16 protein-coding genes and 1 tRNA gene are annotated in these 20283 nt (G+C 46.8%); 9 read left to right on the top strand and 8 right to left on the bottom strand.

Annotated features, from left to right (window positions below; translation table 11 throughout):
- Positions 1 to 16: 16 nt before the first annotated feature.
- Together IPL17_RS13880 and IPL17_RS13875 are read left to right on the top strand one after the other, a co-directional pair.
- Positions 17 to 2191 carry a GAF domain-containing protein gene (locus IPL17_RS13880; protein ID WP_345307676.1) on the top strand — a complete coding sequence of 725 codons (2175 nt, stop codon included), beginning with the start codon at positions 17 to 19 and terminating at the stop codon, positions 2189 to 2191.
- Complete coding sequence (locus tag IPL17_RS13875; protein WP_345307675.1) at positions 2188 to 3243, top strand: DNA-binding response regulator; 1056 nt, start codon at positions 2188 to 2190, stop codon at positions 3241 to 3243. Before IPL17_RS13880 ends, IPL17_RS13875 begins: the two co-directional genes overlap by 4 nt.
- Positions 3244 to 3282: 39 nt before the next feature.
- On the opposite strand, the gene IPL17_RS13870 is transcribed toward IPL17_RS13875, so the two are convergent.
- From IPL17_RS13870 to IPL17_RS13845, 6 genes are all read right to left on the bottom strand, one after another.
- Positions 3283 to 4518 carry an MFS transporter gene (locus IPL17_RS13870; RefSeq protein WP_345307674.1) on the bottom strand — a complete coding sequence of 412 codons (1236 nt, stop codon included), beginning with the start codon at positions 4516 to 4518 and terminating at the stop codon, positions 3283 to 3285.
- A gap of 102 nt (positions 4519 to 4620) precedes the next feature.
- Positions 4621 to 4872, bottom strand: a complete 252-nt coding sequence (locus IPL17_RS13865) for a DUF4342 domain-containing protein (protein WP_345307673.1) — start codon at positions 4870 to 4872, stop codon at positions 4621 to 4623.
- Positions 4873 to 4884: 12 nt separating this feature from the next.
- Entirely contained in the window at positions 4885 to 5457 is a 573-nt protein-coding gene (locus tag IPL17_RS13860; protein WP_345307672.1) for a pyridoxamine 5'-phosphate oxidase family protein, read from the bottom strand.
- A gap of 14 nt (positions 5458 to 5471) precedes the next feature.
- A complete protein-coding gene (locus IPL17_RS13855) occupies positions 5472 to 6053 on the bottom strand; it encodes a hypothetical protein (protein WP_345307671.1) in 582 nt (193 codons plus the stop codon).
- Positions 6054 to 6153: 100 nt separating this feature from the next.
- Positions 6154 to 7392 carry an aminopeptidase gene (locus IPL17_RS13850; protein WP_345307670.1) on the bottom strand — a complete coding sequence of 413 codons (1239 nt, stop codon included), beginning with the start codon at positions 7390 to 7392 and terminating at the stop codon, positions 6154 to 6156.
- A 68-nt stretch (positions 7393 to 7460) separates the two neighbouring features.
- Positions 7461 to 8723 carry an aminopeptidase gene (locus tag IPL17_RS13845; protein ID WP_345307669.1) on the bottom strand — a complete coding sequence of 421 codons (1263 nt, stop codon included), beginning with the start codon at positions 8721 to 8723 and terminating at the stop codon, positions 7461 to 7463.
- 205 nt (positions 8724 to 8928) lie between these two features.
- Here IPL17_RS13845 and IPL17_RS13840 point away from each other — a divergent pair, with 205 nt between their 5' ends.
- Together IPL17_RS13840 and IPL17_RS13835 are read left to right on the top strand one after the other, a co-directional pair.
- Entirely contained in the window at positions 8929 to 10059 is a 1131-nt protein-coding gene (locus tag IPL17_RS13840; protein ID WP_345307668.1) for a hypothetical protein, read from the top strand.
- Positions 10060 to 10071: 12 nt separating this feature from the next.
- Positions 10072 to 10596: a hypothetical protein gene (locus IPL17_RS13835; protein ID WP_345307667.1), complete on the top strand. Its 525-nt coding sequence runs from the start codon at positions 10072 to 10074 to the stop codon at positions 10594 to 10596.
- Positions 10597 to 10625: 29 nt separating this feature from the next.
- Here IPL17_RS13835 and IPL17_RS13830 read toward each other — a convergent pair whose 3' ends face one another.
- Complete coding sequence (locus IPL17_RS13830) at positions 10626 to 12920, bottom strand: ATP-binding protein (protein ID WP_345307666.1); 2295 nt, start codon at positions 12918 to 12920, stop codon at positions 10626 to 10628.
- 55 nt (positions 12921 to 12975) lie between these two features.
- Here IPL17_RS13830 and IPL17_RS13825 point away from each other — a divergent pair, with 55 nt between their 5' ends.
- The 4 genes from IPL17_RS13825 (at position 12976) to IPL17_RS13810 (ending at position 18964) form a co-directional block, all read left to right on the top strand.
- On the top strand, positions 12976 to 15984 hold the full coding sequence (locus IPL17_RS13825) for an alpha-amylase family glycosyl hydrolase (protein WP_345307665.1): 3009 nt from the start codon (positions 12976 to 12978) through the stop codon (positions 15982 to 15984).
- 231 nt (positions 15985 to 16215) lie between these two features.
- The gene (locus tag IPL17_RS13820; RefSeq protein WP_345307664.1) at positions 16216 to 16458 is read left to right on the top strand and encodes a hypothetical protein; all 243 of its coding nucleotides are present in this window, start codon (positions 16216 to 16218) and stop codon (positions 16456 to 16458) included.
- Positions 16459 to 16566: 108 nt separating this feature from the next.
- The gene (locus IPL17_RS13815; protein WP_345307663.1) at positions 16567 to 17652 is read left to right on the top strand and encodes a L,D-transpeptidase; all 1086 of its coding nucleotides are present in this window, start codon (positions 16567 to 16569) and stop codon (positions 17650 to 17652) included.
- 85 nt (positions 17653 to 17737) lie between these two features.
- Positions 17738 to 18964 (top strand): site-specific DNA-methyltransferase, encoded by a 1227-nt coding sequence (locus tag IPL17_RS13810; RefSeq protein WP_345307662.1) that lies wholly within the window; start codon positions 17738 to 17740, stop codon positions 18962 to 18964.
- Here the strand turns inward: IPL17_RS13810 and IPL17_RS13805 are convergent.
- Entirely contained in the window at positions 18953 to 19609 is a 657-nt protein-coding gene (locus IPL17_RS13805) for a response regulator transcription factor (protein WP_345307661.1), read from the bottom strand. The genes IPL17_RS13810 and IPL17_RS13805 overlap by 12 nt on opposite strands.
- Before the next feature lie 231 nt (positions 19610 to 19840).
- On the opposite strand from IPL17_RS13805, the gene IPL17_RS13800 reads away from it, so the two are divergent.
- Positions 19841 to 19912 (top strand) — tRNA-Met (locus IPL17_RS13800).
- Positions 19913 to 20283: the final 371 nt, after the last annotated feature.

The raw sequence follows: 20283 nt of genomic DNA, 5'->3' as shown, positions 1-20283 counted from the left end.
AGTTAGAATCAATTTAATGGAAACCAATCCGATCTCTCCCGAAATAAACGAAACGAAATTGCTTGAAGTGCTTGCGAGCCTTAACCAGATCAGTGATGCGATCAACCACATTGGTCCGGGTGATATGAACAATAGTGGCATTAGCTTGCAATTAATTGTGGAGAGCGCTATTCGGGTTGTGCCCGGTTCGTCGGCTGTGATCTATATCTATGACCAATCCACGGGCAGGTTTGAGGCGGAGTCGCGTGTGTCCGCTCACGCGGAGGGACATGCCCTACCTGCAAACCCAGTCTATACGGACGATGCGCCGCGTCCCAACGGGATCGGGGTACGAACGATACAGCGTAGGCGCAGGACATTATCCTACGAAGAGCATGATATCGAGGCTCATCCGTATTATGCAGCTTCAGGTGTGAATGCGGTTGGCTGTTTTCCATTGATCGTCGCCGAACAGACTGTGGGGATTTTGTATATATATTTATACGAGAAACGCGAATTCACAAAGATCGAACAATTGATGTTGGATAACTTTGTCAATCAGGCGGCCATGGCTATTTATCACGCACGGCGTCTGATGGGTGTCCACCGTGACCTTGCCCGCAAAGAGGATGAGCTAAGCCGCCTGCACCGTGCGGGACTTATTATCTCCTCGCGTTTGCGTTTGAAGGAAACGCTTGAATCCATTTTGCAATTGGCTCTCGAAGTGACCAATGCCCGTTATGGGATATTTCGTTTGCTGGATAAGAGCGGAGAGTTCTTGATCACCAGCGCCGTGGGCGGCAGTCACATGGATAAGCCGCTAATTGATAAAATGCCATTGAATGGTAATAGCGTGATGGCTCATGTAGCGCGCACAAGACAACCTGTGCTGATCCCGGATTTACGCGTGGAGCCGTGGCTGCAAATTTATTATCCATTGGATTCTGGCCTGAAAATGCTGTCCGAATTGGCTGTGCCCCTCGTTAATTCAAGTGGACGATTGGAAGGTGTCCTGAATTTGGAAAGTCCGCATGTTGGCGCGTTTTCAGAGGATGACAGCCACATGTTGCAATCGCTGTCCGCCTACGCCATCACGGCGATTCAAGAAGTGCGCCTGCTGGATGCCTTGCAGGGAGCAGCACAATTATTGATTTCACAGCCGAGTTCGAAGGTGCTGGATCAACTTTGCGTGATGGCGAGCGATCTGCTTAACTCATCGGCAAGCGCGATCTGGCTGGATGACGAGCAGGGGCAATTACAGCTGGTCTCGTCAAATGGCGAAATCCAAAATAAGGTTTTAAAAATGAATTTGCCGAATATGTTGACCCTGCCGTTGATGACGGGCGATAATGCAAAGGCATTGGGAATGTTTGGGGTGGTCTACCCAGACATGGGCGGGCGCGAAGCGAGAAGTGCCAATTCCGAGTGGGATAAAAAAGTGCTGGCGTGTCTTGCAAATTACGCAGTGCTCGCCGTCCAGAACGAGTCACATCAACAGGCCTTGCGCACATCACAGGAGCAGCATTGGACTGCAGAGACATTCGCTGCAGTTGGGGATATTTCCGCAAATTTATTGCACAATATGAACAATAAAGTTGGCATCATCCCTGTGCGCGTTCAGGGTATTCAGGATAAATATCGCCAGGTACTTGAGAATGATTCTTATCTGACAAAAAGCCTGAACGAGATCGAACGCAGCGCAATGGAAGCCATGCAGATCGTGCAGGAGAATCTTTCGCATTTACGCCCTATTCGCATGGAAAAAATTCGCATCGCTGTCTGCGTCTCCGATGCAATTCGAAGTTTGCAAATATCGCCGACTCTTTTTGTTGACGTGGATGGCTTGGATGCTTTGCCGATGGTCGTTGCTGGCGGGCCAAGCCTTGCCTTTGTCTTCAAAAATTTAATTGAGAATGCCGATGCTGTCATGAATGGGAACGGTGTGATAAATATTCGCGGACAGGCTGGAGATAAGTGGGTGGAGATCTCGGTCATTGATAATGGACCGGGTATTCCACCAGGGTTACACAACCAAATTTTCGAATTGAATTTTTCTGCGCGTACTGGCGCCCAACCCGGTAAATTGGGCTTTGGTCTTTGGTGGGTAAAAACTTTAATGACGCGTCTCGGCGGCTCTGTGATGGTCGAGAGCGATGGTCAACATGGCGCAACTTTTATTTTGCGTTTGCCGCGCGCGGAGAATTCATCATGATAACGCAAGCCCTTCGCGCGCTCGTAGTCGATGACGATAATTCATGGCAGCAAATTCTTGGCGAAATACTTTCGGATTGCGGTCTTGAAGTGGATGTTGCCAGTAATGTGGATGAAGCTGCGCTTATTCTTAAATCCCAACCGCATCGCCTCGCTGTTGTTGATCTTTCACTTTCGCCAAACGATCACAATAATGTTGACGGCCTGCGCGTATTGGATTCCATCCGCCGCCTCGATCCTAACTGCCGCGCTATCCTATTAACTGGTTTTGCCACGGTTGAACTGGCAGTCACAGCGCTCACGGACTATGGCGCTTTTACATTTCTTCGCAAGGAGAGTTTTCACCGTAGTCAGTTCCGCGACATTGTGTACAGGATCCTCGTCAGTCCGCCGTATCTTTCCGCGCCCGCGCCTGCTTCTGGAATTGTTGGATCATCTCCCGCCGCTGTGAAAGATGCCTCTGACCTGCAGAAATCTCCCCTTGAAAAAGCATTGATCGTCGAAGATGATGCAGGCTGGAGAAGCATCCTGGAAGAGTTGTTGACAGAGGCAGGCTTCCAAGTCCGCTCATGCGCTGGGTTTGGCGATGCCTTTGGTTATCTTCACAAAGAAAGATTTACACTGGCGGTCATCGACCTGTCACTGGGAAATTCTGTCGATAATTCGAATCAAGACGGCTATCAATTGCTCGGTACCACGCGATCTGAAAATATTCCCACCATTGTTGTCAGTGGTATCACAGAGACGGAAGAAATTCAGCGGATATATTCGGAATATGCCATCTCTGCCTACATCCAAAAGCAGGCCTTTGATCGTGCTGTATTTCGCCGTGTGGTTGATGAAACAAGATTAAAATCGTCCAGTGAATTGAACGCTTTGACAGCTCGAGAACGCGAAGTGCTGGATCTGCTGGCTCAAGGACTGACCAACAAGGAGATCGCAGAGAAATTATTCATCACTACCAATACGGTCAAACGGCATTTGAAAGCGGTCTTTGAAAAATTGGATGTGCATACCCGCTCTGCCGCAACCGCCAAGGTAGCCGGGGGATAATATTTCTTGCGATTATTTTTGCAGTCTGCGGGGAGCAGGTTAGTGATGATCGGATAGTGGCTCAGAAGGGCGGCGACGAGGTAGTGAAAGCATGGTCAAGCCAGTGACACTGATCAGCCCAATGATGAGTCCTCCGATCCAGATCGCACGCGGTGCGATGGCATCGTTTAGGAATCCGCCAATTAATGGGGCTAACATGCGCGCAAGACCCCATCCAAGCCAGTAAACACTCATATATCTTCCGCGTAAGTTGGCCGGCGCAATGTCCGCAACATATTTACTGGCGGTAGGAACAACAACCAGTTCGCCAAATGTCAGGATGACCATACTCAACCAAAATCCATTAAATCCGCTCATCAAAGCCACAGAGCCAACTCCCAGGGCGTAGATCAACATTCCAAGTGCTGTGACAGGCAGGGTTTTGTAATGACGCGTGAGTTGTGTGACCGGGTATTGAATCACAACACACATCAGCGCATTCGTGGTGGGGATCCAGCCGTATAAATTTTCAGGGATGCCGAAGTTGGTATTGGTGTAGACCGGCATAAGGATCCACAGGATGCTTGGAGCGATCAAGCCGATACTGGTGAGTGATACAAAAAAGACATATCCCTTGTCGCGAAAAACTTGCGCGTATCCATCTTGGCCTTTAGCCTCTTGGCCGATCATTTGAGTTGCAGATGCCTTTTGTTTTTCCAAGGTCTCACGCGCCAGAAAAAAAAGAAGCAGACTATAGATCAGGTAGCCGATTGCAGCACCATAGAAGGCAAGGTTGTAGGAGCTTGCTGCGAGGAATCCGCCAACTGCCGGGCCAAGCGCGAAGGCCGCGTTGTTTGCAATGCGGCTGACCGCGTACGCATCCGTCCGTTTTTCTGATGGGATCATATCTGCGAGCATGGCATCTGCGCCGACCTGATAAAGCGGATTGGAAAGCCCAACCAGGATCATCAAGATCACAAATTGCGGGTATGTCTCTGCCCGCATCAAGAAAAAGTATACGATGCCGCTAAGGGTAAGGCTGAAATTCATCACCACTTTACGGCCGACCTTGTCTGCCAGTGTGCCGGCCAGAAATGATGAAAGCAGCCCGGTGCCGGCGTTGATCGAAATAAGCGTCGCCACAGTGCTTAATGGCATGTTCAACTTTGCGCTTGCATAGATCAACAGGAAGGGCCAGATCATGCTTCCGCCGGCGGTGCTGATGACCACTCCTGCGATCATCACCCAATATTGTTGTGGATATTCGTTGTATAGATTTTTGACTTTTTGCAACATGGAATGATTGTATCAAAGAGCATTCTGTGAAACTTGAGTTTCAGCCAGAATGCTCTTGGGGAATCTTTTGCTTGTGAAGGATTAGTTCTTTCAGAAAACCTGCTATTCGGTTTTTTCCACGACTACGGTCGCTTCTGTGAGCAGGGCGGCAATGGCGCCGACAGCCGCAAGGGTAGGCGCGAGCAAAACACCTACTACGCCAATTGACAAGGGGATCTCCATCACTGTTTTCCCGTCCTTGTCTTTGATAATGATGCGGCGAATATTGCCTTCATGGAAAAGCTGTTTGATTTTTGCGATCAATTCCTCGCCGCTGATACGAAACTCCTCTGAGTGGACTTTTTCATCGGACATGTGAAGCTCCTCTTATATAAACCATTTTTCATCAAGCGCAGGCCATTCATCAGATTGCTCTGCACGTTTATCCCAATTTTCCTTGCCGCTCCATTCCTCGATCTTGATTGCGTATACTGAGGTGGCGCGTAATTCCTTGTCTGTGATCTCGCGGTATTCCTTGCCGGCAGTCATGCCTGGAAAATATTTGGAGATCAAACCATATAATAGTTTTTTCGCTTCTTCAGGATCGGTCACCACTCTGGCGGTCCCAAAGAGGATGACGCTTCGATATTGCAGCGAGAATTCAATCGCTACATTGGATGGAAGCATTCTGCCCAATTCGCTCGCTTCCAAGCTGACTTTTGGGTTGCTCTCGATATTCGAGCGGACTCTTCCCGTAATATTGGAGTGAAAAACGACTTGATGGTTTTCTTCGTCATACCAAAAAGTTGTCGGGTTGAGGAAGGGTTGGTCATTCACGCTTGTGGCAAGATGACCTGTCTGAGCATTAATAAGAAAGGCGCGTATCCAGGAGTCATCCTTCTGTAGATGTTGTCTGCGTTGAAATGCGGTGGGAGATTGATTTTTGTAATCGCGGGACACGTTGTTTTATCCTGTTATTGATTGTCGACTAATAAATGCTTGTACCAGGCCCATTGGGCGATGTAACCAATGATCAGAGCGGCGCTCAAGATCAACCAACTCCACCACATAATATCACCAAGTATTGTCAGAAGAAAATAAAGCGAAGTGGTGCTGGTGATGGCGCTCATTAATGCCACTTCAATAGCCATCAAGTTGGCAATGCTATAGGGTTTGTCTGTGGGAGGAAGAGTTTTCAATCTCCACTTAAAGGCTGGCTCGATTTCCTCATGCTGCTTGATGTAAAAATCCTTGATTTCATTCATGGCTTCGACAGATTCATGCCATGCGGCTCGAAGACGCGCAAGTTGTGCCAGGGTCAAGGAGCCAAGGATCGTGAGTACAAAAAATAAACCTGAAAAAGCAGCAGATATGTTTCTTAGATTATCAGCTGAAAATAGCGCGCTAAGAATAGCCGCAACAAGAGAGCCGACTGTGACAAAATAGAACGAAGCGACCCGTGATCGGTCTTCGTTTGCTTGAAAAACAGTATTCGCTATATAGTTGTATTCTGCTTTTAAGATTTCGTCCGTATTGAGCTTCGGCTTTACTGGCATTTTGTATCTCCTGAGTTGAAAATTCCAGATGATTATCGCACAAAATGACAAAAAAGCCCCGCGTCAACGGGACTTTTTTTGACCTTCGGCAAATTATGGACTACACCTCGAACGCCCATTCACCTTTGCGCATGATCGGTTCACGTGTGCCGTCTCTTTGAATTCCGTCAATATCCATGTGCTCCGATCCGATCATGAAATCGGTATGGATAAGGCTCTTATTGCCGCCTTGAGATTGAAATTCCTCGTCTGTCATGTCTATACCGTTCTCCAGCGTATCGCGATATGCATTTCCAACCGCGAGGTGACATGAAGCGTTCTCATCAAACAAGGTGTTATAGAAGAGATGCCCGCGCTGACTGATCGGGGAACTGTTTGGCACAAGCGCAGCCTCACCCAAACGACAGGCATTTTCATCAGTGTCGATCAGTTTGCGGAAATCTTCCCCGCCCTTTTTCGCGGTCACTTTAACTGCGCGCCCGTTTTCAAAAGTCAAACTAAAGTCTTCGATCATCGTCCCGGATAGATTGAGCGGGCGGGTGGCAGTAACGATCCCGTCCACGCGATCCTTGTGCGGCAGGGTGAATACTTCTTCGGTTGGGATGTTCACTGTGCAGGTGATCCCATTTTTGAATGAGGCTTCCGCGCCTTGCCATAGGTGCTTATCGGGCAGTCCAACAGTCAAGTCTGTGCCTGGAGCCAGATAATGCAGTGCGTCGTAATGTTTGACTGAAAGATAATCTTTGTATTTGGCTAATTTACTGGCGTGATTCTTCCACTCTTGGACTGGGTCTAGCAGGTCGATGCGGCAGGCGTTGAAGATGGCATCCCATAGTTTGGATTGTGCTTCATCTGTGGAAATCCCCGGGAATACTTTTCTTGCCCAGGCCGGCGAGGCTGTGGCGACCACGCACCAATTGGACACATTCGCATATTTTCTAAGCGGTTCAAATTTTTGCGCTCGCGCTTTTCGTTCCCTCGCGATCAGTTCTGGAGTGATCCCAAAAAGTAGGTCTGGATCAGATGAAGCGACAGCCAGCTCTGCCTCCCCATTTTGGTAATGCTCTTCAAAGCGTGAGTATATCCAATTTGGGGTTTCGGTGAGTGATTCCGGGTCTGCATGTTCAAAGCGGATACGTGTCAGGCGTTCGTCCACCCATAAAACATCCACATATTTTGCGCCTGCCTTGTACGCGCTTTCTGTTACTTTTCTAATAAAAGGTGCATCCTCAATGATCGCGCGAATTGATAACTTCTGCCCTTTTCTTAAATTCAACCCGACTTTCACTACAACATCGGCATATTTTTCAAGCATTTTTTCAAATTCTTGGTTTTCCATAATTCCTCCTATTGCTGATGATCGATAAAAATACTTTTCATTCAAAGAGGCGAAAAGTGTTAGATTGGTTAGAGTTTAAAGGCCCATTCCCCTTTGCGCATCACGGGTTCACTGGCGCCGTCTTGTTTGATGCCGTCAATATCCATTGTAGGGGAACCGATCATAAAGTCAACATGATTTAAGCTGACGTTGCCGCCAGCGGCCGTAAATTCTTCGTCTGTCAACTCCGTTCCACCCGTTAGAGTGAAGCGGTACGCCCGTCCGATCGCGATATGACAGGATGCGTTCTCGTCGTATAGCGTATTGTAGAAAAGATGTCCGCGCTGTGCTATCGGGGAACTGGCCGTGACGAGCGCAACTTCACCAAGACGATGCGAACCTTCATCCGTATCCACCAGTTTCTGCAAAACACTTTCGCCTTTCTGCGCGCTGACTTTTGTTATACGTCCTTTTTCAAAAGTGACCTGGAAATCGTCTATCAATGTGCCGCCATAGCTCAATGGATATGTGGATTTTATGACGCCGTCGGCGCGGTTTCGATCTGGGAGAGTGAAGACTTCTTCGGTGGGCATGTTGGCTGTGAAAGCTATGCCGTTTTGCGCAAGGGACTGCGCACTGACCCAAATATGTCCGTTTGGCAAGCCAAGCGTAAAGTCAGTGCCAGGTGCTGAGTAATGCAGGGCGGTATATTGTTTGGCCTGTAAATATTTTGCGCGTCCGCGTAGGTTAAGGATATGTTCCTGCCAGGCTGCGATCGGGTCAGGCCGGTTAATGCGAGTGGTCTCAAAGATCGCCTCCCACAATTTTTCCTGCGCTTTTTCAGGTGCAAGTTCTGGGAAAACTTTCTTCGCCCACCCTTCGCCTGCTGCTGCTACAACACACCAGTTGATTGCATTCGCGCTCACTTTTTCACTGACCCTGCTGAATTGCTGCAGATGGGTCTTTTGCATCATGCCCAGTATTTCGGGGTCCAATCCACCCAGCAGGTCAGGGTCGGATCCTGTAATGGAGAGCAGTGCGTCGCCTTTCTCTACCATTCTCATGACCGCGTCTATTTGCCAGGTGGAATACTCATCGAACGAATCGCGTGGCGCATATTGGGCGCGCAACCGCAGCATTTCTTCATCACCCCAGATCACATCCACATATCTTGCGCCGACTCTATAAGCAGCTTTGGCAACTTCACGTACCAACGGAGCGAACTGATGCGGCACGCCGCGGGTGGCGGCTAAATTAATGATCAGCCGTTGTCCGGTGCGAATATTCAGACCGACTTTGACTATGGCTTCGGCGTATTTCTCCAGCGATTCTTGATGCGATTTATTAGACATAAGACCTCGAAGGTATGGGATTTTGCAAGTATAGCATGGACAAGAATTATACGCCTTTAGCAGGATGAATAGCTGTCTTTCAAACCGTACTTTTGGTTTGCCGGCACACTCCAAACAATGTTCAAGGCTGATGGGTTTTCTTCTTGCCGCGTGACTTTCTTATAATGTTTGGGTATATACTGGTGAATAAATCATGGAGGCGTTCATGCTTAGTATCGAAAAAGTGAATACCGATAACAAGAAGCAAGTGAAACGTTTTGTGGAACTACCATATCGAATTTACGCCGGCTGCGTGCAATGGGTTCCGCCTTTGAATATTGATGCATATAATCAATTAAACAGAAAGAAGCACCCTTTTCACGAACATTCGGATGTGGAATTTTTCCTGGCTGTGCGTGATAGCTCTGACATTGGGCGGATCGCGGTTATTGAAAATAAGCCATTCAATAATTATCACCACACCCGAAAAGCCGATTTTTATCTGTTTGAATGCGAGAATGATAAGGAAGCTGCCGCCGCTTTATTTAACGTAGCGGCCGATTGGGCAAAGAAGCGCGGCCTGGATACGATCGTCGGCCCAAAAGGGATGGGTCCGCTCGATGGCTATGGAATTTTGACACTTGGCCATGTGCATCGTCAAACCATGACCATGCTCAACTACAACCACGCCTATTATCAGCAGCTTGTGGAAGCGCAGGGATTTGAGAAGGAGGTTGATTTTGTTTCGTGTTATCTACCAGTGGATAAATTCAAAATTCCTGAGCGTGTGGAGAAGATCGCGGAGCGCGTTATCCAGCGCGGACATCTGGAAGTAAAAAAATTCAAGAATAAAAAAGAATTACTCTCCTGGGCAGATCGGATTGGGATAGCCTACAACAACGCCTTCGTCAATAACTGGGAATATTATCCACTGACGCAGCGCGAGATCGATTTTGTGGTCCAAAATATTATGACCATCGCAGATTATCGCTTGATCAAGATTATTACACATGGTGAGGATGTGGTTGGTTTTCTTTTTGCGTTTCATGATGTGTCTGCCGCGCTTCAACGTGCCAAAGGAGGATTATTTCCGCTGGGTCTGTTCGACATCCTGTCGGAAATGCGCCGGGCTAATACTGTTGCGGTTAATGGGATGGGGATATTGCCTCATTATCAAGGTCATGGTGGCAATGCTTTGCTTTATTATGCGATGGGAAAAACCTTGCTTGAATTCCAGCAATTTGTCCATGTTGAAATGACGCAGGTTGCAGAAACCACTGAGCAAATGCGCGCGGACCTAAAGAATTTGAATGGCATTGAGTATAAAAATCATCGCGTTTATCGAAGGAAGATCTAACAAGGAGTTTTGATGCGGCATCCTCTCAGCTTTATTCCCCGCCATCTTAGGAAATCGCTATTTTATTTTTTCTTTGCCATGACGATCGCGATCTTTGGAGTTTTTAGTCTCTTAGATCAGCCTTTACGAACAGAAGCTGCGCCGCATGGCATCGTTTCTTTTGAACTGGCTGGACAGGTGAAATTTGCGCAAACCATTATCAATTCCTGGGATGAAAATGCACGCCTCTTCACTGCCTTTGGGTTGGGATTGGATTACCTTTTCATGCCGATGTATGCTATGTCCCTTTCTTTTGGTTTATTACTTGCGATCGGCCCTCAAAAAAACCGTTATAACGTTTTTGCTGTATGGATGGGGTGGGGTGCTCTGGTTACCCCATTCTTTGACGCGCTTGAGAATTACATGCTTTGGCGTGAATTGATTGGACCTGTTGTTTCGCCATATCCTCAAATTGCTGCGATCTGCGCTACGATAAAATTTATGCTATTAGTCGCGGGACTTGTTACTGCTTTATCAGGGCGATTGTTCTTAAAATAAATCACCATCAATACAAAAAGAAGTGGAGATTAACCCGCCTCCACTTCTTTTTGTATCATGTCAAATCTCAACGGTTCGCTCCTTCTTTCTTCCTCGCCTTCTGTCTTGCTAAGCGGCAGGATCACATGAAAATGACTACCCGGGAAGTTGATCTCATCATAACCGGGGCTTTCCACGAAAATACGTCCGCCATGCGCTTCGACGATTCCTTTTGACAGTGCCAAACCCAAGCCTGCGCCGTTGCCCTTGAATCGGGATTTGCTTGACGAGTGATTCTTCAATTCACCGGGCTGATAGAACTTGGTAAAGATGATCTCGCGGAAATTAGGGTCAACTCCAACACCCGTATCTGAAACAATTATCTCTAATGCGCCGTTGGGTAAGTTGGCGATCCCTGTGATATGGCGGCCAGTGACTGCGATTCTGCCATTATTTGGAGTGAACTTCCCCGCATTGCGGACAAGGTGGTGGAACAACTTTTTTAGCAAATTTGGATCTGCTTTTACATGCGGAAGGAGCGGCAGGTTAATTCTTACAGATTGCTTTCGATCCTTAAGCATGCCCGCCTGTTCAATACAAACTTCCTTTACTAACTGACTCACATCCACAGACTGGATGTGTAACTTTAAGGAACGCGCGTCAATTTCCGCGATGTCGAACATGGAATCCATGACTTCATGCAAGCGGAGCGTGCCTTCATGGATACCGTTCATGGACTTTTTAAAATTTGGGTCAAGATTGGGGTCTTCCAACAGCATTTCAGTGTACCCTTTGATGATGGTCAGTGGGGTCCGTAATTCATGCGATGCAATGCTGATGAAATCAGATTTAGCCTGATCGATCCGCTGCAGGTCATTATTGTTCTTTTCAAGCGCGTGACGTGTTTGGCGCAGGTCGTAATTTAATCGCACCAAATTATCGACCAGTCGTGCGTTTTCCAGCGCGATCGCTGTCTGGCTGGCATGTGAGCCCAGGATCGTCAGATCTTCTTTTGAGTAACGGTTGCCGCTTAGTTTTGATCCGAATGCCAGGAGACCGATCCATTGTTTTTTGGCGAAAATCGGAAGGTACACCTCGGCTCGTAACTGGGAGAACCAATTCTTCTCTAGGGGTGAGGCTGCTTGCATAGCCGGGAGCAGGTCAAGGTCGTATTGAAGAAGTGCTTTTTGTTCGCGGGTGAAGTAAGAGGCAATGACCCCGTTCTCATCCAACTCCACCGAAACGACCAATCTTTCTTCCGGGGTTCTTGCGGAGCGCAGGCGATAGACCCTGTGGCCATTGGCGTCATCACTTGCATCGACCAGGAAAAGGAACCCGCGGTCAATTTGCATCGCTTCCAAAATGATCCCGACTGCAACGCTCGCGAGTCGATCCATTTCAAGAATATTGCTGATACTTTCACTATACTCATGAATGGTGTGGCTGGTATCATACTGATCGCCCTTTACCCATTTATTTACATTGCGTGAGATCAAGGCCATGATCGGGGAGAAGAATAAGGCTACAAGCAGTGCAATGGAGGCACCTGCCAGCAGGGGGCTGAAATTGGGTTCGTTCCCGAAAATTGCCTGTAATAATAAAAACCCGCCAACATAAAAACTCACGATTGTGAACGCGATCAGAATATAAACCATCACGCGCCGTACGATTTGTTTCAGATCGGGGACATTATGTGTTCCGATGACATACGCCATCAATGCCGCTATGAGCAATCGTATGGGTTGACCTGTGATTTGAATGCCTGAGAAAAGAAGAATATCGTTCGTGAACATCAGAAAGATAATTGGCCACCAATAATTTAAACGATTACGAAATAATTGTTGACTCGCCTCCCTGTTCGCGTTTGCGATTGCTAGAATCAAGCTGACAGAAAAGATCAGCCAGCCTAAAATTGACCAGGAGGTCCCAAGTCGTGAACGGTGAAAAATCAATTCTCCGTTTGTCCAAAGGACATCAGGTAATTGCAGGGCGTTGGTCAGTATCAGCGACAGGCCGAGCATTCCCAGCGCCCAAACGGCAACCCAGATCCACCACGCTTCACGTTTCAGGAAAGTTTGAAGCGCAAGGATAAGCACTGCCGCCAGTGTTAAGGCCAGGTAAGTTTGCACTTCCAAAAAGGCTGCTGTGCCGTCTTTTGCCGATTCCCCATTGCGCCATATCGCTTCGGCAATGTTCATGACCATTGCCAGCAGGGCGTAAAACGCCACAAGCCAGGTTGCGGCTCCGTATCCTTCATCCCTGCGTTGTATCGCAAAAAATATGACAGGCAGGTAGAGTGCCGCTAGCAAAAGTAAAAAGATGAATTGCGCTAATGAATTATTCATGGAGTACGGGAAAGATTTTACCCGAAAAAATTCGATAATAGGTTATCATTGATGCATGTTAATTTCCCGCTCTTCCCGTCTTAAATATAATTTCTCTGCGGAGTTTTTCCGCCCGGACGGACATGTGATCTTTTCTGATCTGGCCTCCGCCCGTGCTTTTGCATCCCAAATGTCAACGCAACATACGGACCCCGTTTCTGCGACTGACCTATATGCATTATCTCTGCTGGACGAGGCGTATCACATCCTCCTCAAATATTTTTACAGCAGATATACAGGTGTAATGGGACGTGCCATGAGCGTTCTGCAATCAAATCTTGGCTCCAAATATGACCTTACGCTCAGTAAGTTCACCGAGGAATTTCCCCCCATGCCGGTCTTTCGCGGTGAAGTGACGGCAGGAGCATACCTATCAACTAATATTCCGCATTTTGGCGATTTTGGACACGGCGTGCGGGCTGCTGCGATTGAGGAAATGTTGTTGATCAAAAATTCGAACAGCAACCCTGCTTTGAAAAAGTACAAAATCCTTGTTGACGAAATCGTCATGGACGGTACTGCTTATCAAGAGGTTATGCAATTATTATTGAATTTTTTTGCTCGTCAGCCGGGCTTTGGAAACGGTGCGCATGGACTGGGTGAAACCCTCATGGATGTGCTTGCCGCTCCGATCAAGGCGTCTCCAGATTCTTTGGAAGGACAATTAAAATTTGTAGTTGAAAAATGGGGATATTTACTTGGCGAGGCATTTTCGGTCCGCATGTGGCGCGGGTTGGATTTCTTACGCGAGGAGATTATTCGCAAAGGGCAGGGGCCGATTGATTCCACAAAAGGCGAAAAATATATTCCAAATTTTGCAGGGTACGAATACGCGGAATATGAACGCTACAGTCCGGACAAGGACTGGATGCCACGCCTGGTCCTCCTTGCCAAGAATACCTATGTCTGGCTGGGGCAGCTTTCCAAAAAATATCAGCGCGACATCACGACCCTCGATCAGATTCCTGATGAAGAACTTGACCTGTTAGCCTCTCGTGGTTTCACCGGTTTATGGTTGATCGGTCTATGGGAGCGCAGCCGTGCATCACAACGCATCAAACAACGCATGGGACAGGATGACGCGGTTGCCTCGGCATATTCTCTTGATTCGTATGATATCGCCGACGACCTTGGTGACTGGGATGCGTTGAACAACCTTCGCTCCCGGGCCTGGTCGCGGGGTATTCGCCTCTCTGCGGACATGGTTCCAAATCATATGGGGATTGATTCCACCTGGGTCAAAGATCATCCGGATTGGTTTTTGTCTTCCCCATATTCACCCTATCCTGCTTATACCTTCGGCTCTGAAAATCTTTCGGATGATTCACGTGTCGGAATTTACCTTGAAGACCATTATTATGACAAGACTGATGCCGCAGTTGTATTCCAACGACGCGATCATCATACCGGGGATGTCCGATATATCTACCATGGCAATGACGGCACTTCCTTCCCGTGGAATGATACAGCTCAACTTGATTACACTAACCCGGTAGTGCGCGAAGCGGTCATCCAGGTAATTCTGCATGTCGCCCGAAATTTTCCAGTCATCCGTTTTGACGCGGCGATGACTCTCGCGAAGAAGCACGTTCAACGACTTTGGTTCCCGGAGCCTGGTGCAGGTGGAGCGATTCCTTCTCGCTCCCAATATGGCATGACCAAGTTTGAGTTTGACGAAAAGGTCCCCGAGGAATTTTGGCGCGAGGTGGTTGACCGCGTAGCCAGGGAAGTTCCTGATACACTTTTACTAGCCGAAGCTTTCTGGTTGATGGAAGGATATTTTGTTCGCACCTTGGGCATGCATCGAGTATACAATTCTGCTTTCATGCACATGCTGCGAGATGAAGACAATGCCAAGTATCGTCAGGCCATCAAGAATACCCTTGAGTTCGATCCACAAATTCTTAAGCGTTATGTAAACTTCATGAACAATCCCGATGAAAAGACCGCTGTCGAGCAATTCGGCAATGGCGATAAATATTTTGGGATTTGTACGGTCTTGTCTACCTTGCCAGGCCTGCCTATGTTTGGTCACGGACAGGTGGAAGGCTATTCTGAAAAATATGGCATGGAGTTCCGCCGCGCCAAATGGGATGAAACTCCTGACGAAAGACTGATTCGCGGGCACGAGTGGCGTATTTTCCCGATTCTTCACCGCCGTTATCTGTTCGCTGATGTCGAGCAATTCCTGCTCTATGATTTTTACTCCCCCAATGGCGACGTAGATGAAGAAGTATTTGCCTACTCTAACCGCTTCAACGATGAGCGCGGATTGGTCGTGTACCATAATAAATTCTCCGACACCCGTGGTTGGATCAAATCCTCTGCCGCGTATATTGATAAGGCATCCGGAAAGACATTGCGCAGGAACCTGGCCGACGGACTTGGTCTGCCGCGCGTTGGATATGTCATTTTCAAAGATTTCGTCACCCAGCTTGAATATATCCGCTCATGCGCTGAGATCTGGGACAATGGCATGTATATTGAATTGGGAGCATACCAATGCCACGCGTTCATGGATTGGCGTTTCGTTGGAGACAGCGAATGGAAGAGCATTTGCGATCAACTCAACGGGGCTGGCGTTTCCTCCATGCAGGCAAAATGGTCTGAAATTTTCACTGTCGTCGAGGAAGTCACGATCGAAGCAAAAATCCCTGCGAAGAAGCGCGCTCCCCGCAAAACAGCTGGCAAGGTAAAAACTGTAAAAAATAAAAAGGAAAAAGTGGTTGCTAAAAAGACAAAGGTGGCAAAGGTGAAAAGCGAAAAGAAAGAAGCCGCAGCCAGCAAACTCGTTACGAAAAAGGCCGTTGTAAAGCCTTCTGTTAAGAAGAAGGAATCTGTTGCCAAGAAAAAGCAGCCAGCTTCTAAGAAGCAGACAGTTGAAAAAATTGTGTCCTTAACACGGACATCTGACAAGAAAATTTCATCCACCGAAAAGCCAATTGTAAAGAAGACGGCAAGAAAAAAAGTCGAAGTAAATAAAAAAACTCCTGGGAGCATCAAATTCTCAGGAGTTTTTCGTTAATAAATTTCGTGTAGTATTTTCAACCCTACAACTCCCATACGAATCCATTAAATTATAGAATCGGTGTTGACTATCACTTTGAAAAGTACTATACTCATCACATCGAGGTAACGCCCATATGCGATTATTTCAGGAAGTACCCAGGTTTGTTGAATGAACACGCGGTTATCTCCGCGTGTTTTTTTATGTAAAAAATATCCAATAAAAAATTAATAAAAGGAGACCTACATCATGGATTACGGAATGATTGGCAAGGTAGAAAAAGCAAAGCGTTATGCCGAGGATAGGCATCGATTCCACTTCAATCAATTTGATCTTAATTTTCACGGCGACAATAGTGAACATCATGTTTCTTATAATAACGGCGTTTTTAATTGCGATTGCGAGTTCTTCCTTACCCATAAGCGCTGCGGTCATTCCATGGCGTTGGAGATCCTGCTTAAAGATATGATCGTTGAAACGGTAGAAGCCTAATACCCATTGAAAATATGAACTGCCCTGCACAAAGTACAGGGCAGTTTTTCTTTTAAGACAAACCGTATTCTCATTAAATCTTAAACATTATGGGGTACAATTTTCTTCATGAAATCACATATTACAAGACGAGATTTCCTAAAACTTGGAAGTCTTACCCTTGGCGGATTGGCGTTTTCGCCATTTATCCCCGGCTTTAAAAGTTTTGACGATAGCTTTGTTGTCCGAATTGCGACTGCTGAAATGCCTGTACGCAAGCAGCCAACTGATGATAGCCGTATTGAACTGACCTGGTATCGTGATGAACTTGTCCATGTTTACGAGGAAGTAAAGGCTGAAGAGCCAAAACATAATCCCATTTGGTATCGCACATGGGGTGGCTATATTCATCGTGGACGGTTGCAACGCGTAAAAACTCTTTATCAAATCCCGCTGCGTACCGTTCCAGAAGGAAAGAGAGTCCTCACTGAGGTTGCAGTTCCTTTTACAACGCCATATCGTTTTTCCAAAGCCTATGGTTGGACGCCCCTTGCCCCGCCATTTTATTATGGCTCTGTCCATTGGGTTGAGGCGATCGAAGAAGGTCCCAAAATGGCTGATTACAGCGGGCCGTGGTATCGGGTATTTGATGAACTCGATTCAAATGTTGGTTTTTTTGTGCCCGCCATTCATCTTCGTGTTTTGCCGCCCTCGACGATGGAACCGATCACGCCGGAAATTCCTTATGAACAAAAACTTATTGAGGTTAACCTGACCACTCAGACCTTGGTTGCGTATGAATACGGCAAATCAGTTTTTGAAACAAATATTTCATCCGGTGTGCCTGGTGGTTCTGTGCGGCCAGGTGAAATTCCCACAAAAACACCGGCTGGAAAATTTACGATCATGGATAAAGTGCCTGCAAAACACATGGGTAATAGTTACTTTAGCAGCGCTACAACGGGCAATTTGCTCGCAGATATGGATAATTATGTGCTTCCAGGCATTCCTTTTTCATCGTTTTTTACAACCCAGGGTCATGCCTTTCATGGTACCTATTGGCATGAAAACTTTGGGCTTCCCATGAGCCATGGTTGTATCAATATGCGCAGCAACGAGGCCAATTGGATCTTCCGCTGGGCAAAGCCGGAGCATTCAGATCAATCAACCTCAAACCATGGCGGAGTTGGTACCATGGTGGAAATCCATTATTAAACTATTTTTTGGATTTCTTTTTTACAGCCAGATTCCCAATCTGAACAGTGTGAAAAAAATATTATCCTAAAGGATACGCTTCGCTATGCCGATACTTAACTGGAAGGGTAAGCACCTTGCCGATCCCGAACCTGCTGCACTTATTCAAGATGCAATTCTCTACCCGAAAGGACGGGGCTATCCCAAAACACTTCCAAATGGCAGAGTAATTCTTGGCGAAAATCTTTCAGTTATGGCTGCCCTTCTTCCAGAATATGAAGGTCGCATTGATTTGATCTATGCCGACCCGCCATTCTTCACGAATCGAAAATTTTCTGCTCGAGTAGGTCGTGGTGAGGACTCTCGTAAGCCTTCAAAATGGAAATTAGCTGAAGGTTATCATGATGATTGGTCTGATCTGGATTCGTATTTACAATTTTTGTTCGACCGCCTTGCATTAATGGTACGTTTACTTTCACCAAACGGTACTTTGTATCTTCATCTTGATTGGCATGCAGATGCCTATGCCCGATTAATATTGGATGAATTGTTCGGCAGGGAGGGGGTTTTCATAAACGAGATAATCTGGACGTATCATGGCCCCTCTCCGATCAGAACTGCCTTTAATCGTAAACATGACACGATATTGGTTTACGCAAAGGGCAGGGACTATACTTTTAATGCGGATGCGATTCGTGAACCATACAACCCAAACACGATCGCTACATTTAAATCTTCAAACAAGGCTGGGTTTGGCAAGGTCCCTGACCTTGAACGCGGCAAAGTCCCGGAAGATTGGTGGTATTTTCCAGTTGTCGCGCGTTTACATAATGAAAGAACTGGGTATCCAACGCAAAAACCCGAAGCTATGCTCGAACGTATCATTCGCGCTTCTTCAAATAAAGGGGATCTGGTTGCCGACTTTTTTTGTGGTTCCGGGACAACTTCTGTCGTGGCTGCGAAGAACGACCGTAAGTTTATTACGAGTGACGAATCTGTCCGTGCCGCGTATACCGCGCGTAATAGGCTGGTTGAAACACAGGCTGTTTTTTCACTTGAGCGTGATTCCTTAATTAAGAATAATACGTCATATTCCGCAAAAAAAATCAACTTGTTTGTTAGTGCGGATTCTGTCCGCTTAAAAACCATTCTTGATGTGGACTTTTGGGAGGTTGACCCTGACTGGGATGGGGAAGTATTCAAGAGCGCGGCGCAGGCTCAACGGCCCGTGCGAAGCGGTGAAATTCCCCTTGAATTAAAAATAAAAATCGGGCGCAGAGTTTGCGTCCGATTGGTAACGGTTCAAGGAAAAGAAATTCAATTAGATGTCTAGGCGGTAGCCCACGCCGCGAATAGTTTTTAATAATTTCGGATTATCGGGATCAAGCTCGATGGCGCGCCGCAACCAGGAAATATGCACATCAAGAGTGCGTGTATCGCCGGTGTAATTTGTTTCCCATGCTTTTTTAAATAGCGGTTCACGTTCCACCACTTCGCCATGTTTTTCCATTAATAGGTTTAGTAATGTGACAAGACGCGGAGTGAGTTTTGTGCTCTTCCCAAGACAGCGTACGCGCCGTTTCTCAAGATCAAGTCTAATAGGCCCAACGTGTAAAACATTTTTCCCGTCACCGGGCAAAAGAGGTTTGATACGGTTGACTAGTTTTTGAACGGTGAATGGTAATGCAAGTACAGCATCTGCTGCATCTTTACTAACTTCATTGTCGTTTTCAAGGATGAGGATGATCGGAAGTTTCGGGTCCTTCTCGCGAATGGACTGGCAGATACGCAGACCTGTGCTTCTCAATGATGCAGCGTTTACAACAACAAGGCTCGGGCTGACTTCTTTAAGACGCGCTACTGCTTTGCTGCCGTTTTGGGCGATTTGTACATCAAATCCCTTCTTCTGCAAATCTGAAGCAAAGGAAGGGATTTCTGCATGTCGGGCTTCAATGACCAAGAGTGTGGTGGTCTTCATAATATTTTTTGATAATGCCTGTTTTCAATGGATTAAGATTTCATGTAACAAATTTATTTTACGTTTCGTATTTGTTAAGGTTTTTTATTATACACTAAATCTTAACAAATTGCTTTAATCGATAGTACTATTGCATTATGGTTCATACTTAATTTGTTATTCCTGTGATTTATTTTTTTAATATGGCTTGACTATTCTATATTCGTTATGGTATCATCTTGTTTCATTCGATGCGGGGTGGAGCAGTGGCAGCTCGTCGGGCTCATAACCCGAAGGTCACAGGTTCAAGTCCTGTCCCCGCTACTCAAAGATAACCAGAGACCACCGGTCTCTGGTTTTTCGTTAACCCGGGGGATTGCGATAATAAATTTCATCCAAAAAGCAGAAAATCGCATGAACCGAAAACCGTCAAACTCGTCAGTACTATTAAGCCAGGCCATAGAGGGGTTTATGGCCTTCAAGTCGGCCGAGGGGCTGACCGAGCGATCGCTCGACTCTTACAAGCTCAATATGCCAAAATGTTAAACGCCTCGGATCGCCTGCCTCGGGACGTCCAAAGTTAATCCTTATACAATTATTGAAAAAAACCGACTTGGAAAGTCGGTTTTTTTAATTCAACTACTGGGCAATATGCCTATTAAGACCATGGGTGAAATTAAACGTATTTTGAAACC

This window comes from Candidatus Villigracilis saccharophilus (genome assembly GCF_016711665.1).
The sequence above is the reverse complement of the archived record's forward strand: the minus strand, read 5'-3'. Positions and strand labels throughout refer to the sequence as shown.

Coding starts and splice junctions, on each gene's coding strand:
- IPL17_RS13880 (WP_345307676.1), top strand. CDS start 17: ATGGAAACCAATCCGATCTCTCCCGAAATAAACGAAACGAAATTGCTT.
- IPL17_RS13875 (WP_345307675.1), top strand. CDS start 2,188: ATGATAACGCAAGCCCTTCGCGCGCTCGTAGTCGATGACGATAATTCA.
- IPL17_RS13870 (WP_345307674.1), bottom strand. CDS start 4,518: ATGTTGCAAAAAGTCAAAAATCTATACAACGAATATCCACAACAATAT.
- IPL17_RS13865 (WP_345307673.1), bottom strand. CDS start 4,872: ATGTCCGATGAAAAAGTCCACTCAGAGGAGTTTCGTATCAGCGGCGAG.
- IPL17_RS13855 (WP_345307671.1), bottom strand. CDS start 6,053: ATGCCAGTAAAGCCGAAGCTCAATACGGACGAAATCTTAAAAGCAGAA.
- IPL17_RS13850 (WP_345307670.1), bottom strand. CDS start 7,392: ATGGAAAACCAAGAATTTGAAAAAATGCTTGAAAAATATGCCGATGTT.
- IPL17_RS13845 (WP_345307669.1), bottom strand. CDS start 8,723: ATGTCTAATAAATCGCATCAAGAATCGCTGGAGAAATACGCCGAAGCC.
- IPL17_RS13840 (WP_345307668.1), top strand. CDS start 8,929: ATGCTTAGTATCGAAAAAGTGAATACCGATAACAAGAAGCAAGTGAAA.
- IPL17_RS13835 (WP_345307667.1), top strand. CDS start 10,072: ATGCGGCATCCTCTCAGCTTTATTCCCCGCCATCTTAGGAAATCGCTA.
- IPL17_RS13830 (WP_345307666.1), bottom strand. CDS start 12,920: ATGAATAATTCATTAGCGCAATTCATCTTTTTACTTTTGCTAGCGGCA.
- IPL17_RS13825 (WP_345307665.1), top strand. CDS start 12,976: ATGTTAATTTCCCGCTCTTCCCGTCTTAAATATAATTTCTCTGCGGAG.
- IPL17_RS13820 (WP_345307664.1), top strand. CDS start 16,216: ATGGATTACGGAATGATTGGCAAGGTAGAAAAAGCAAAGCGTTATGCC.
- IPL17_RS13815 (WP_345307663.1), top strand. CDS start 16,567: ATGAAATCACATATTACAAGACGAGATTTCCTAAAACTTGGAAGTCTT.
- IPL17_RS13810 (WP_345307662.1), top strand. CDS start 17,738: ATGCCGATACTTAACTGGAAGGGTAAGCACCTTGCCGATCCCGAACCT.
- IPL17_RS13805 (WP_345307661.1), bottom strand. CDS start 19,609: ATGAAGACCACCACACTCTTGGTCATTGAAGCCCGACATGCAGAAATC.